The organism is Paracoccus sp. S3-43 (assembly GCF_029027965.1).
Taxonomy (GTDB): domain Bacteria; phylum Pseudomonadota; class Alphaproteobacteria; order Rhodobacterales; family Rhodobacteraceae; genus Paracoccus.
This window is the reverse complement of sequence record NZ_CP119082.1, coordinates 365750-379204: the sequence shown is the minus strand read 5'-3', so window position 1 is coordinate 379204 and position 13455 is coordinate 365750. Positions and strand designations below refer to the sequence as shown.

The 13455-nt window shown below is 65.2% G+C and carries 15 protein-coding genes and 1 pseudogene; 6 read left to right on the top strand and 10 right to left on the bottom strand.

The features are described from left to right. Window positions 1-8: 8 nt before the first annotated feature. The 7 genes from PXD02_RS01870 to PXD02_RS01840 are packed head-to-tail and all read right to left on the bottom strand — an operon-like array spanning window position 9 to window position 6194. Window positions 9-716, bottom strand: coding sequence for an ABC transporter ATP-binding protein (locus PXD02_RS01870; protein ID WP_275105273.1), 708 nt, complete (start codon window positions 714-716; stop codon window positions 9-11). Beyond that, window positions 716-1462 carry an ABC transporter ATP-binding protein gene (locus tag PXD02_RS01865; protein WP_275105272.1) on the bottom strand — a complete coding sequence of 249 codons (747 nt, stop codon included), beginning with the start codon at window positions 1460-1462 and terminating at the stop codon, window positions 716-718. The genes PXD02_RS01870 and PXD02_RS01865 overlap by 1 nt, the downstream gene beginning before the upstream one ends. Continuing rightward, on the bottom strand, window positions 1462-2433 hold the full coding sequence (locus PXD02_RS01860) for a branched-chain amino acid ABC transporter permease (RefSeq protein ID WP_275105271.1): 972 nt from the start codon (window positions 2431-2433) through the stop codon (window positions 1462-1464). The genes PXD02_RS01865 and PXD02_RS01860 overlap by 1 nt, the downstream gene beginning before the upstream one ends. Next, window positions 2430-3302, bottom strand: coding sequence for a branched-chain amino acid ABC transporter permease (locus PXD02_RS01855; RefSeq protein ID WP_275105270.1), 873 nt, complete (start codon window positions 3300-3302; stop codon window positions 2430-2432). Before PXD02_RS01855 ends, PXD02_RS01860 begins: the two co-directional genes overlap by 4 nt. 60 nt (window positions 3303-3362) lie before the next feature. Beyond that, window positions 3363-4595, bottom strand: a complete 1233-nt coding sequence (locus PXD02_RS01850) for an ABC transporter substrate-binding protein (RefSeq protein WP_275105269.1) — start codon at window positions 4593-4595, stop codon at window positions 3363-3365. Window positions 4596-4626: 31 nt separating this feature from the next. Further along, entirely contained in the window at window positions 4627-5412 is a 786-nt protein-coding gene (gene badI, locus PXD02_RS01845) for a 2-ketocyclohexanecarboxyl-CoA hydrolase (RefSeq protein WP_275105268.1), read from the bottom strand. Window positions 5413-5423: 11 nt separating this feature from the next. Further along, complete coding sequence (locus tag PXD02_RS01840) at window positions 5424-6194, bottom strand: SDR family NAD(P)-dependent oxidoreductase (RefSeq protein WP_275105267.1); 771 nt, start codon at window positions 6192-6194, stop codon at window positions 5424-5426. Between the two features lie 291 nt (window positions 6195-6485). Here PXD02_RS01840 and PXD02_RS01835 point away from each other — a divergent pair, with 291 nt between their 5' ends. Then, window positions 6486-6911, top strand: coding sequence for a MarR family winged helix-turn-helix transcriptional regulator (locus PXD02_RS01835; protein WP_275105266.1), 426 nt, complete (start codon window positions 6486-6488; stop codon window positions 6909-6911). A 22-nt stretch (window positions 6912-6933) separates the two neighbouring features. Here PXD02_RS01835 and PXD02_RS01830 read toward each other — a convergent pair whose 3' ends face one another. Then, complete coding sequence (locus PXD02_RS01830; RefSeq protein ID WP_275105265.1) at window positions 6934-8100, bottom strand: acyl-CoA dehydrogenase family protein; 1167 nt, start codon at window positions 8098-8100, stop codon at window positions 6934-6936. Window positions 8101-8263: 163 nt separating this feature from the next. Between PXD02_RS01830 and PXD02_RS01825 the strand changes: the two genes are divergently transcribed. The 3 genes from PXD02_RS01825 to PXD02_RS01815 all read left to right on the top strand — a co-directional run bounded on the left by PXD02_RS01825 (window position 8264) and on the right by PXD02_RS01815 (window position 11156). Next, on the top strand, window positions 8264-9280 hold the full coding sequence (locus PXD02_RS01825; RefSeq protein ID WP_275105264.1) for a zinc-binding dehydrogenase: 1017 nt from the start codon (window positions 8264-8266) through the stop codon (window positions 9278-9280). A gap of 7 nt (window positions 9281-9287) precedes the next feature. Next, window positions 9288-10064 (top strand): enoyl-CoA hydratase-related protein, encoded by a 777-nt coding sequence (locus PXD02_RS01820; RefSeq protein WP_275105263.1) that lies wholly within the window; start codon window positions 9288-9290, stop codon window positions 10062-10064. Between the two features lie 120 nt (window positions 10065-10184). Then, on the top strand, window positions 10185-11156 hold the full coding sequence (locus PXD02_RS01815; RefSeq protein WP_275105262.1) for a LysR family transcriptional regulator: 972 nt from the start codon (window positions 10185-10187) through the stop codon (window positions 11154-11156). A 315-nt stretch (window positions 11157-11471) separates the two neighbouring features. On the opposite strand, the pseudogene PXD02_RS01800 reads toward PXD02_RS01815, so the two are convergent. Together PXD02_RS01800 and PXD02_RS01795 are read right to left on the bottom strand one after the other, a co-directional pair. Then, a pseudogene (locus tag PXD02_RS01800) lies at window positions 11472-12071 on the bottom strand (methylase); the annotation flags it as partial. A gap of 153 nt (window positions 12072-12224) precedes the next feature. After that, window positions 12225-12590, bottom strand: a complete 366-nt coding sequence (locus PXD02_RS01795; RefSeq protein WP_275105261.1) for an antirestriction protein — start codon at window positions 12588-12590, stop codon at window positions 12225-12227. 222 nt (window positions 12591-12812) lie between these two features. Between PXD02_RS01795 and PXD02_RS01790 the strand changes: the two genes are divergently transcribed. Both PXD02_RS01790 and PXD02_RS01785 read left to right on the top strand, forming a co-directional pair. Next, complete coding sequence (locus PXD02_RS01790; protein WP_275105260.1) at window positions 12813-13070, top strand: type II toxin-antitoxin system Phd/YefM family antitoxin; 258 nt, start codon at window positions 12813-12815, stop codon at window positions 13068-13070. Then, a complete protein-coding gene (locus PXD02_RS01785; RefSeq protein WP_275105259.1) occupies window positions 13067-13450 on the top strand; it encodes a type II toxin-antitoxin system VapC family toxin in 384 nt (127 codons plus the stop codon). Before PXD02_RS01790 ends, PXD02_RS01785 begins: the two co-directional genes overlap by 4 nt. Window positions 13451-13455 lie beyond the last annotated feature (5 nt).

Sequence of the window (13455 nt, the reverse complement as noted above, 5' to 3'; positions counted from 1 at the left end):
CGGGGGCCTCACTGAACCATCAGATATTTGCGGGTGATTTCGGGATCGGCGTAGAAGCCATCGACCGTGCCAGTCCAGGCCGTCATGCCGCGGTCGATGACGTAAACCCGGTCGGCGCAGCGGCGGATCGTGTTCAGCGCCTGCTCCGAGACGATCATCGACACCCCCTCGCGCTTCAGCGCGACGATGGCGTCGACCACCTCCTCGGCGATCTTCGGGGCAAGTCCCTCATGCGGCTCGTCGAGCAGGAGGAGCTTCGGGCAGGTCAACAGCGACCGGGCGATCGACAGCATCTGTTGCTCGCCCCCGCTCATCACGCCGGCCTTGCGGTGGCGGTAGTCGTGCAGTTGCGGGAACAGGCGGAACACCTCGTCCACCGTCCAGCGGCGGCGGTCGCCTGCGGCCACCGGCCGGGGCACGTTCAGGTTTTCCAGCACCGAGAGCGAGGCGAAGACACGCCGGTCCTCGGGCACATAGCCCACGCCGCGGCGGATCACCTCATAGGGACGCATCCCGGCCAAGGACGCGCCGTCGAAGACGATCTCGCCGCCGGTCACGGTGATCTGGTCGCGGACGATGGATTTCATGGTCGAGGATTTGCCGACGCCGTTCCGCCCGATCAGGCAGACGACCTCTCCCGCCGCGACCTCCAGGTCGATCCCGTGCAGAACCTCGGCCTTGCCGTAGGCGGCGTGCAGGTCTGAAATGCGCAGCATCAATGCCCCCCTCCCAGATAGACGGCCTGCACCTCGTCATTGGCCTTGATTTCCTGCGGCGTGCCGACCGCGAGGATGGCGCCGCGCACCAGCACGGTGACGCGGGCGGCGATCTTCATCACCACGTCGATGTCGTGTTCGACGAAGATCAGCGTCTTGCCGGTCGCATCGACCCGCTCGGCCACCATCTCCATCAGGAAGTGGCGTTCCTTGATCGACATGCCTGCGGTGGGTTCGTCCAGCAGCAGCAGGTCCGGGTCGGCGGCCAGCACCATGCCGAACTCCAGCCGCTTGCGGTCGCCGAGACTCAAGTCCGCGACCGTATCCCGCGTCCGGTCGGCAAGGCCCACGGTTTCCAGCATGGCATGGGCGCGGTCGATCCGTTCGGCATAGACCCGCCCCGAGAGCGAGGCCCATTTGCCCGAGGCGATGACATAGGCCGCCATCATGTTCTCCAGCACCGTCATGTGCAGGAAGGCCCGGCTGATCTGGAAGGTGCGGCCGATCCCCTTCTGCGCCAGACGGGCGGGCGGCAGGGACAGGATGTTCTCGCCCTTGAAGAGCATCTCGCCCTCCACCCCCGGCAGCTGTCCGGCGACGCAGGCGATGAAGGTGGATTTCCCCGCCCCGTTCGGGCCGATCAGGGCGTGGCGCTCGCCCTTCGGGATGTCGAAGGAGATGTCCTTCAGTGCGATGAAATCGCCGTAAGCCTTGCGGATGTGGCGGGCGGAAAGAACCGGATCCATCAGATGATCCCCCCCAGCATCGAGCGCAGCCGGGCCGAGACGCCGGCAAACCCCTTCGGCGCCACGAGGCAGATCGTCAGAAGGATCAGGCCCAGCACCAGTTCCCATTCGTGGATCGCCTTCGAGACGAAGGCCGCCAGCAGTTTGTAGATGATGGCGCCCCAGATGCCGCCGGAAAAGCTGTTCAGCCCGCCGATCACCACCATGATCAGCCCCTCCAGCGTGACGCCGAGGCCCGCGTAATCGGGAAAGGCCGCGCCATGCAGCACCGCATAAAGCGTGCCCGCAACGCCTGCGAAGAAGGCGGCGATGACAAAGGCCACCAACTGCACCCGCCGCGCGCCGAGACCAAGCGCCTCCGCCCGGTAACGATCCTGGCCCACGGCCCGGATCGACAGGCCCAGCGGCGACTTGACGATCCCCCACAGCGCCAAGAGGCAGATCGCCACCACCGCCAGCACCGCCGTGGCATAGCCCTTTTCCGACAGGCCGAAACGCGGGGTCATGAAGCCGGTGATCCCGGTATCGCCGCCGGTGAAATCATACCATTGGAACAGCACGGTATAGGTGATCTGCGCGCAGGCCAACGTCAGCATGGCGAAGTAGATCTGCGTCAGGCGCACACACAGCGCACCGAACACCAGCCCGCCGAGCGCCGCGACCAGCGGCCCGATGGCCAGCGCCAGCTCGGGCGGCACGCCTCCCCGCACCACCGCCAGCGTGAAGCCATAGGCGCCGAGGCCGAAATAGGCGGCATGGCCGAAGCTGACCATATGGCCAAAGCTCATCAGCAGGTTCAGCGACGACGCGAAGAGCGCCATGATCATGATCTCGGTCATCAGGGTCGAGGTCGCGGTCGGCGCCAGCCAGTTGATCGCAAGTACCAGGGCAAGCGCCGGGATAACGAACTGCCAGCTGACCGCGGCGCGGGCGACCTTTGCCCAGAGGGCCTTCAGGTCCTGCGCGGTCATCGTGCCGGGCCTCCCTGGCGGCCCATGGAGCGGGCGATGAGAACTGCGGCCATGATCAGGAAGATCAGGACCATCGACAGGCGGGGGAAATACATGACCCCCAAAGCCTTGGTGACGCCGACGACCAGCGCCCCGGCCAGCGCACCGTAAAGATTGCCCAAGCCTCCGATCACGCAGACGATGAAGGCCGAGACGATGATCGTGGTGTCGAGCAGGTAGTTCACCTCGCCATAAGGCGCGCTCAAGCCTCCGGCGAGACCGGCAAGAAAGGCCCCGGCGGCGAAGACGGCGGTAAAGATCAGCTTTTCGTTCACGCCCAGCAGCGCGACCATGCCGCGGTCATCGGTGCCCGCCCGCAGCAGGATGCCGGCGCGAGTGAAATAGATCACCCAGATCATCGCCAGCACCACCACCAGCCCGGCGCAGAAGACCGCGATGGGGAACAGCGGGAAATAAGTGTCGCCGACAACCAGCGCGCCCATCAGCGCATCTGGCATCTGGACCGGCACGCTGTTGGCGCCCCAGATCATCCGCACCAGATCACGGATGATCAGCACCAGCGCGACGGTAATCACCAGTTGCAGGATGCCGTCCTTGCCGTAGATGCGGCGCAGCGCGGTGGTCTCGAACAGGATGCCCAAGGCCGAGACCGCGGCCGCCGAAATCGCCACGGCGGCGAAGAACCCCCACAGCGTGCCCGGCGCGATCACCGCCACCAGCTCGTAGGTCAGAAAAGCGCCCAGCATGTAGAACGAGCCGTGGGCAAAGTTGATGATGCGGGTGACGCCGAAGATCAGCGTCAGCCCCGAGGCGATCAGGAACAGCGTCATGCCTTCCATTAGCCCGTTCACAAGCTGGATCAGGACCATCTGGGATTCCCCTGGCTGGTCCCGGCGGATGATCCCGCCGGGACAGGTTGGCAGAGAGGCTTACTTGGCGGCTTCGCGGGCCTGGAGGATGAAGTCCTCGGCCGGCATCAGCGGTGCCCCCACGAACTTCTCGACCTCGGTGAGGATCGGGAAGTCGTAGCCGTCCGCCTTGGTCGCCTTGCCGACATAGACCGGCGCGTTCATCTGTCCGTCCAGCGCCCGGACCGTCAGGCCCTTCTCGCGCAATCCGTCGAAGGTGACTTCCGGCAGGGCGGCTATGACGGCATCCCCCTCGACCGTTCCGGCCTTTTCGGCCACGGCGGCATAGAAGCGAAGCCCGTCATAGGCATTGATCGCCCAGTCGGTCGGATATTCGCCATAGGCGGCGCGGTATTTCTCGATGAAAGCGGTCACTTCCGGCGTCTGTTCCAGCGCGAAGAACGGCGCGCGGGCAAGGCCATACACATTGTCGGCAGGCATCGAGGCGCCCTGCGATTGCAGCGTGTCCACCGTCATCAGCGTGACGAGGTTGGCCTTCTGGAAGAAGCCGAAGCCCTGCCCCTGTTTCAGTGTGGCACCCAGGCTCGGCCCGAACAGCGGCGCAAAGACGGCATCCGGCGCCTGCGCCAGCGTGGCGGTGATATAGGGGGCCATCGCGGTTTCGCCGACCTTGGCATAGATCGGATCGGCGAAGGTGATGTCGGGGCGCAGCTGCTTCAGCCGCTCGGTGAAGGCCGCGACCGAGGTATGGCCCCATTCGTAATCCGACCCGAGGGTGGAAATCTTGGTCCACTCGGCCTTCTTCGCCACATATTCGGCCGCCGCATAGGCTTCCATCGTGGCATTGGCCTGCACTTGCCAGAAATAGGGCTGGAAGAGTTCGATATTCGCCCGCTGGGTCGAGCCGATGGCGGCGTAGAACGGCACCTTCAGCTCGGCCGAGACCGCGCTTTCGGCCAGCATCACCGCCGAAGAACAGACGCCGGTCAGCACGTCGATCTTTTCGCTGGTGATCAGATCCCGCGCGACCTTGGCGCCCTCGTCGGGCTTGGTCTGGGTGTCGCGCACGACCAGTTCCACCTGGCGGCCCAGGATGCCGCCCGCCGCGTTGATTTCCTCGGCGGCGATCTTGGCGCCGTTCAGCCCGTCCTCCGACAGCGCCGCGCAGGCGCCGGTCAAGTCGGCTGCGAAGCCGACCTTCACCGGCCCGTCCTGGGCGACGGCGTTTCCTCCGAACGCCGCCGACAGGGCAAGGGCCATGGCCGCGGAGCGGCCCTTCGACGATGCAAGCATGTATTCCTCCCTTACGCTTGTTGGTATGCTTCTATTTTCCGAACCTGCGGAAATCCGGCTTGCGCTTTTCCCGGAAGGCCACCCCGCCCTCCTTGCTCTCGTCGGTGTCGTAATAGAGGCTGAGCGCGCGCATCCCCAAAGCCGCGATGCCGCGAATGTTTTCGCTGTCGGCGTTGAACGAGACCTTGGCGAGCGCCAGTGCCGTAGGCGAACGCTCCATCAGCTCGGTGACCCAGCGATCGACCTCGGCATCCAGATCCTCGTGCGGGACGACGGCATTCACGAGACCCCAGGAAAGCGCCTCCGCAGCGGTATAGCGTTTGTTGAGATACCAGATCTCTCGCGCGCGCTTTTCGCCGACAACCCGCGCCAGATAGGCGGTGCCAAAGCCCGGATCGACAGAGCCCACCTTGGGCCCCACCTGCCCGAACTGCGCCTTTTCCGACGCGATGGTCAGGTCGCAGATCGTGGCCAGCACATTGCCGCCGCCGATAGCAAAGCCGTTGACGCGGGCGATGACCGGCTTGGGCACGTCGCGGATGAGCGATTGCAGTTCATCAATCGGCAGGCCGATGACACCGCGCCCGTCATACTGGCCATCATGGGCGGACTGGTCGCCGCCGGTGCAGAAGGCCTTGTCGCCCGCCCCGGTCAGCACGATCACGCCGACGGTGCGATCCCAACCCGCCTGCTGGAAGGCATGGATCAGTTCGTCCACCGTATGGCCGCGAAAGGCGTTGTATTTGTCGGCGCGGTTGATGGTGATCCAGGCGGCTCCGCCGCGGATTTCATAAAGGATGTCGGTATATTCGGTCATGGCTTCCCCCCCTAGCCGTGCATGGTCAGGCCGCCCGAGACCGAAAGGGTCTGGCCGGTGATGAAGGCGGCGTCGTCGCTGGAAAAGAACAGGATCGCGCCCGGCAGATCCTCGGGCTTGCCCATCCGGCCCAGCGGCACCGCGCGGGTAAAGGCGGTGCGCAGCTTTTCCTTGTCGCCCGCGCCTTCCATGAAGGTTTCCAGCATCGCCGTCTCGGTCACGCCGGGGCAGACGGTATTGAAGGTGATGCCGTTGCGCGCATGTTCGCGCGCCAGCGTCTTGGTCAGCGCGATCACCCCGGCCTTGCAGGCGGAATAGACCGATTCGCCCGACGACCCGCCGCGCCCGGCGTCCGAGCCGATGGAGACGACACGCCCGGCCGCGCCGCGCGCGACCATCGAGGCCACCACCGGCTTGGTGATGTTCAGCACGGTGCGCAGGTTGATGTCGATGATCTTCGACCAGAATTCGGGTTCCGACTTCAGGAAGGGAACGAACAGATCCCAGCCGGCATTGTTGACCAGGATGTCGATCGGACCGAACTCTGCCTCGACCTGCGCGACCGCGGCGGCGGTGGCGTCATAGTCGATCAGGTTCACGACCATTGCCACAGCCTCGCCGCCATTCGCCTTGATCGCGTCCACGACCTTGGCGGCGGCGGCGGCACCGATATCGGCGACCACGACACGGGCCCCCTCTTCGGCAAAACGCAGACAGGTGGCCGAGCCGATACCGCCGCCACCACCAGTTACGACAACTACTTTACCTTTCAGGCCACGCACGGCGTCCTCCTTCGATGTTAACAGGCCGCAAGGATTCGGTCGGCAAATGCGCCATTTCGCACCTGCACGGCATTCGCCGCATCCGAATCCAGGATCAGCCTCCCTGAGACAGAAATAGCGAATCACACGTTTATGTCAACATATTTACCTTATTTCGCAATTGCAGCATCGCTTGACGTTTCGCTGTCGTGGCAGCAGAGTGGCGAAATGAGTAAAGATGCTGACAGATTCAGGGATATGACGGTCGGGCTGAGCAACCGCTTGTTCTTCCGCCTGTATCAGTGCGCCAACATGATGCACAAAACTGGCACACGGGCGCTGGACGACTACAGGATCACCACGCAGCAATGGGCCGTTCTGGGCGCCCTGTCCCGCCCCGCGTTCGAGAATGGCGCGCCGGTCGGCGATCTCGCTGCCTACCTGTTGGTCAGCCGCCAGAACCTGGCCGGCGTCCTGTCGCGACTGGAGACGCTCGGCTTTACCGAGCGGGCGGTGGCCGAGAATGACAACCGTTCGCGCCTGATCCGGCTGACCGACAAGGGCCGCAGCCTGTGGGACGAAAATATGCGCCCCGTCATCGCCGATTACTATGACGAGGCGCTTCTCGGCTTCTCGACCGAGGACAAGATCCACATGATCCACTACCTCGACAAGATGCTGCGCAACTTCAAGCAGATCGACCCCGACACCGCCGAGGAACGGCGGGCGGCCGAATAGCCGCCCCGCCGCGACCGGCCGGTTACAGCCCGGCCCGTTCGCGTGCGCCCGCCACCAGCGCCTTGGCGATGACGATCTGCTGGATCTGCGTCGTGCCCTCGTAGATGCGGAACAGCCGCGCGTCGCGGAACAGCTGCTCGGCCCGGTATTCGCGGATATAGCCGTTACCGCCATGCACCTGCACGTTGCGGTCGGCGATCCGGCCCACAGCCTCGGAGGCGAACATCTTGGCGCAGGAGGCCTCGACGCTGACACTCTGGCCCGCATCGCGCTTGCGGGCGCCGTCCAGCACCATACAGCGCGCGGCATAGGCATCGGCCTTACTGTCGGAGAACATTGCCTGCACCAGCTGGAACTCGGCCAGCGGCTTGCCGAACTGCTTTCGGTTCACCGCATAGTCCAGCATGTCGTCGATGATGCGATCCGACAGGCCGACGCAGGCAGCGGCGATGTGCAGCCGGCCCTTGTCCAGCACCTTCATCGCGGTCTTGAACCCCTGCCCCTCGACCCCGCCGATTAGGGCCGAGGCCGGCACCCGGCAATCCTCGAAGATCACGTCGCAGACATGTGCGCCCTGCTGACCCATCTTCTTTTCCGGCTTGCCGAGGCTCAGCCCCGGCGTGCCGCGCTCCACCGCGAAGGCCGAGACGCCAGCGGCGCCCTTCTGCTCGGGGTCGGTTCGCGCCATCACCGTGAACAGCCCGGCATGGGGCGCGTTGGTGATGAACCGCTTGGTGCCGTTCAGCACATAGAAATCGCCGTCCCTGCGCGCGGTGGTCTTCACCGATGCCGCATCGGAGCCCACGTCCGGCTCGGTCAGCGCAAACGATCCGATCAACTCGCCGCTTGCCAGCCCCGGCAGGTATTTCGCCTTCTGCTCGGGCGTGCCGTCGATGGCGATGCCCTGCATCCCGATGCCGACATTGGTGGCGAACATCGAGCGGAAGGCCGGCGCCGCGCGGCCCAGTTCGAAGACGGCCAGCACCTCCTCCTCCATGGTCAGGCCGAGCCCGCCGTATTCCTCGGGCGCGGTCAGACCGAACAGCCCCATCTCGCGCATTTCGGCCAGCAAACCGGCGGGAATCGCATCGCCCTCGGCCACCTCGGCCTCGGCCGGGATCAGCCGTTCGTCCACGAACCGGCGGAGCGTAATCAGGAACTGCGCAAGCGTCTCAGAATCCATGGCCATGACACCCTCCCGTAAGTTATGGCAATATATTTCCTTATATAGCGCCGCGGGCGACCTGACAACAGTGACTTTGCTCTGCAAACTAGAGAAACTTTAGGGAGCTCGCACGTGTCGCTTGCATAATTAGGACAATATATTTACTCTTATGCCCGGAGGAGACATCATGAAAGCCATCGTGCTGACAGAACGCGGCGCCACGGGCGTCGTCCATGCGGATGTGCCGCAGCCCGCCTGCCCGCCGGGTTGGGCACGGGTGCGGATGCGCGCCGCCTCGGTCAACCGGGTCGATCTCTACATGCGCGACAACGGCGCCGGGATCACCCACACCCTGCCGCTGGTCATGGGTGTCGACGGCGCGGGCGAGGTGATCGAAGCTCCCGCCGATTCGGGCCTGATGCCCGGCGACAGGGTTGTGCTTTACCCCTACGAATTCTGCGGTCGCTGCCGGGCCTGTCTGGCAGGCGACCAGCCGCTTTGCCATCACGCGCGGATTCTCGGCGAACACCGCGACGGCACCTTTGCCGAGGATGTGGCGATTCCGGCCGTCTCGCTGGTGAAACTGGCCCCCGGCGCCGATCTCGAACAGGCGGCGCTCTTGGGCGTGGCCTACCTGACCGCCTGGCGGATGGTGTTCGGCAAGGCCCCCGCCGGGCCAGGACAGGTGGTGCTCATCCAAGGCGCGGGCGGCGGCGTCGCCTATGCTGCGATGCAACTGGCACGGATGGCCGGCGCCCGGGTGATCGTCACCACCAGCGGCACCGAGAAGCTCGCGCATTTCCGCGCCCTCGGGGTGGAAACCATCGACTACCGCGAGGATGTGCCCAAGGCGGTGATGGCGCTGACGGCGGGCGGGGGTGCCGATCTGGTCATCGACAATGTGGGCGAAAAGACCTGGGGCGCCTCGCTGCGGTCGCTGGCGCGCGGCGGCCATCTGGTCACCTGCGGCGCCACCACCGGCGCGCATCCTTCCGCCGACATCCAGCGGCTGTTCGTGCGGCAACTGTCGATCCACGGCTCCACCATGGGGAGCCTCGAGGAATTCCGCCGGCTGATCCGCGCCTGGGAGACCGGCGCCTTCGCGCCCCCCGTCGACAGCGCCTTTCCCTTGGCCGAGGTGCCTGCCGCCTTCGCCCGCCTCGAAGACCCCGCCCGCATGGGCAAGATCCTGATCCGCATCTGAGGTTCGCATGGTTTACGAAACTGTCCTCGTTTCCACCGAAGGCCCGGTGGGCATCATCACCCTGAACCGGCCCGAAGCGCTGAACGCGCTGAACCGGCAGTTGACGGGCGAACTGTCCGCCGCAGCGGCCGCCTTCGACGCCGATCCCGGCATCGGCGCCCTCGTCGTCACCGGATCGGACCGCGCCTTTGCCGCCGGGGCCGACATCAAGGAGATCAAGAACAAGACTTTTGCCGAGGTCTATGAGGAGCAACTGATCACCGCCACCTGGGAAGGGTTGGCGCGGGTGCGCAAACCGGTGATCGCCGCCGTTTCGGGCCATGCGGTCGGCGGCGGTTGCGAGATCGCACTGATGTGCGACATCATCATCGCCTCGGACACTGCGCGTTTTTCCCTGCCGGAAACCACCATCGGCATCATCCCCGGCGCGGGCGGCACGCAGCGGCTGACCCGCATCGTCGGCAAGGCGGTGGCGATGGACATGATCCTGACCGGCCGCGCGCTCAGCGCCGCCGAGGCGCTGGCGATGGGCCTCGTCAGCCGCGTCGTTCCCGCCGGCACCCAAGTGGCCGAAGCGGTGACGCTAGCCACGAAGATCGCCGCCTCCTCGAGGCCGGTGCTGCAACTGGCGAAAGAGGCGGTCAACAAGGCCTATGAAACCCATCTGCAAGAGGGGCTATATATTGAACGCCGGCTGCTCTATTCGACTTTCGCGCTGGATGACCGACGCGAGGGGATGAACGCCTTTGCCGAAAGGCGAAAGGCCGAATTCCGCAACCGATAAGCGCCGCCCATCGTAAGGTTTTCCCATACAGCCATCATCGGGGCATTTTTCTAGATCGCCACAGTATCTCGCAAATCGTCGTATCGACATCAGCCTTACGACCAAGGGCAGGGCGCGCCCATGAAAGGGATAGCAGCTAAACAATTCGACTCAATCGAGCTACGCCATCTCCGCTACTTCGTGGCCGCGGCCGAGCATGGCAGTTTCCGCAAGGCAGGAGCCGCCTTGGGGTTATCGCAGTCCGCCATCAGCCGGTGCATAGCCGATCTCGAAGACCAGATCGGCGCGTCACTCTTCCACCGCCACACATGGGGCGTATCGCAAACCTATGCGGGCCAGCGTTTTCTCATCCGGGCGCGACGGGCTATCAGAACCATCGGTGAGGGTGCCCATGAAGTCGCCTCGGCCGGCCGATCCGAGCAGGGCCATGTTCGGATCGGCATCTATTCTTCTAGCGCTTCGGGCTTTCTGGCAGAGTTGCTCGGTAGCTATAGTCAGCGTCACAGCAAGGTCAGGATCGACATGCTCGATGGCAACCCCGTCGAGCATGTCGCTGCGATCCGACAACTCAGCCTCGATGTTGCCTTCATCACCGGAACACGGGAATGGCCTGGCTGCGAGCGCGCGCCCTTGTGGTCGGAGCGTGTGTTCGTGGTCCTGCCCGACAATCACGCTCTGGCCGGTAGTGAGGAGTTGGTATGGCGCGACCTCGCAGACGAAACCTTCATCGTGAGCGAAACCGCCCCCGGGCAGGAGATCCACGATCATCTGGTGCGAAGGCTTGCAGAACTCGGCCGACATCCAGAAATTCAGGTGCAGCATGTGGGCCGGGACAATCTCGTGCCGCTTGTGGCCCTGGGCCGAGGGCTGACGCTGGTAAGCGAAGCCATGACGGTTGCACAGTTCCCAAGCGTGACATACCGGCCGATCCGCGGTGAGATGCTCCGCTTCTCGGCCATATGGTCTGCCAAGAACGACAACCCCGCTTTCCGGCGATTGCTCAGTCTCGCGAAGGCGATGGCTGCGACACCTCCGCCGTTGGAGGTTGGGCGGCCCGACGCGCCTTTGCAAAGCCCCGGTCAGTTGCAATGAATCGCTCTAGCATCGGCACGATCAACTTGACCGAATCGGCGGGTGCCGGTGATGAGCGCGGCCGGGATCACGGCTCCGGCTTGAAGGATGTAGGGCGAGGCCGGCGGTGCGACGCGATCCGGAGCGACGGTCTGCCGGTCCACCGGCCCGTTGAGGAAAGCGGTATGGCGGTTCTGGGCCGCCGTTCCGTCCGGTTGTCCTGTGAGCCCAGCCAGTCCGGCATGGCTGTTCCGGCCGGACCTCCCGTGCGTGGGCCGGACTGGAAAAATACGTTGCTCAACCGTGCAGCTTCTTCTTCCGCGAGACGGCGTTGTTCTGTGCCGCGTCGAACCGGGTGACGGACAGGGCCGAAAAGAGGGAGGACAAGAGGCCAGCGCGGACCTCGGCGAGTTCATTGAGCAGGAGCGTGCCGCCGGCGATCTCGGCCAGGATGGCGAGGAGTCCGGTGCCGGCCGAGCGCTCCAGCACTCGGTCGGCGGGCGTGATCGCCGCTGCCGTGAGCGCGGCGAAGCCGAGTGGGATCGGGGTGGAGAACTGCTGGAAGGCCTGCGCTTCCTCGGATCGGCGCGTATGCGTCGGCAGAAGCCCGGCGATCTTGCCGAGCTGGGCCAGGATCGCCGCCGGAGACCCGGCTTTGCGGAAAAGCGCATTGCCGTACTTGCGCAGGAAGAGGACAGTCGCCGCCTCGCAGGCGTCATAGGCAAGCTTCCAGGTCCAGGCACCGCTGGCATCGGAAGCGCCGAAGGCCGCTTCCATGGCGCCGCGCAGGGTTGCGGCATTGACGCGCTGGCCGCGCTCCAGATGCGGCAGCAGCAGTCTGCCAGCGGCGAAAACGGAGGCGGCGTCCGTGACCTCATGGTAGGATGGAAGCGGCGCGGTGGCGGAGGCCACCGCGGAAGCGGGGATCATGTTCATCGGGATACCTCAGAAGGATGTTGGGGGATGGACTCCGCGCACCGCTCTCTTCGCCGCACGGATCCACGCCCTCCCCGCCCGCCTCTCGCTCTCGGATGAGGCACCGCAGGAAGGGGAGCGCGCCCCGACCGGAGGCCGAAGCGCATCACGGCATCAGTCGATGGCCTGGAAGAGCGCCGCCACCTCGGGATGGTCGATGGCATAGTCGTAGAGACGGCCATAGCCTTCCGCGAGTTCGTCGTCATTGTGCCGGAATGAGAGGTGCGAGAAGGCGAAGAGCGTGGCGATGATCCCGGCAGCGTCGGCGGAAACCTCGCCCTCGAAGCCGTTTCCTTCGCAGAAGAGGCGGAAGCGGGGCTTCGAGGGCGGCGCGAGATAGAGCGGCTGGCCGTCGCGTTCGTAGAAGTCCCAGAGCCCGCCGCCATAGTCGTTGGGGCTGAGGGTTTCCATGAAGTGGAAGACGGTATGCTCGCCGATGATGAGCAGGCGCGGGCCGAATAGACGCGGCAGGAAGTCCATGCGACGGTCCTCGGGGACGCGGGTTGCGAATTGGGAAGCAAGTTTGGGCAGGGCCATGTTCGATCTCCGAGAGGGAAAGGGACACCTGCCGGACGACCCTCTCTCAGCCTGTCCGGAGGCACCCTCTCCCGGCCCTCCTCTCCCTCGTCCAACGGGCTTGAATTGGACCATTCTCTGAACCATCTTATGCGCAGGAGCGGATGAAGACCGGAGTGATGCGCGATGAGGGTTTCTGTCACCGAGGCGAAAGGTCAGCTCACCGAACTGGTGAAGCGGGCCGAGGCCGGCGACGAGGTGATCCTGACCCGGCGGGGCCATGAGGTCGTCCGCCTCGTGCCGGTTGCTGTGACGGCGACCCCCAGAGGCCGGCGCGCGCTGATGGAGAGGGTCCGGGCCACCGCGCGAGGCAAGGCGCTGCCCAGCACGGATGCCGCGCGCAGCCAGGATTTCCTCTATGGGGATGACGGGATGCCGGCATGATTGCCGTCGACACCTCGGCGCTGATGGCCATCGTTCTGGACGAGCCGCAGGCCGAGGCCTGCATGGCGGCGATCGAGGCGGCGGATGCTCTGCTGATCTCGGCCGGGACCGTGGCCGAGACGCTGATCGTGGCCGGACGCCGCAACGTCGGCGAGGAGATCACGGCGCTGGTCGAGGGCCTCGGGTTCGAGGTGGTGTCCGTCACCGAGGCCTCGGCGCGCAGGATCGCGGATGCCTATGCCCGCTGGGGCAAGGGCGTTCATCCCGCCGGCCTCAACTACGGCGACTGCTTCGCCTATGAGGTCGCCGCCGAGCGCGGCTGTCCGCTGCTCTTCGTCGGCGACGACTTCGCGCAGACGGATCTGCGGTCGGTGCTGTAAAGCCG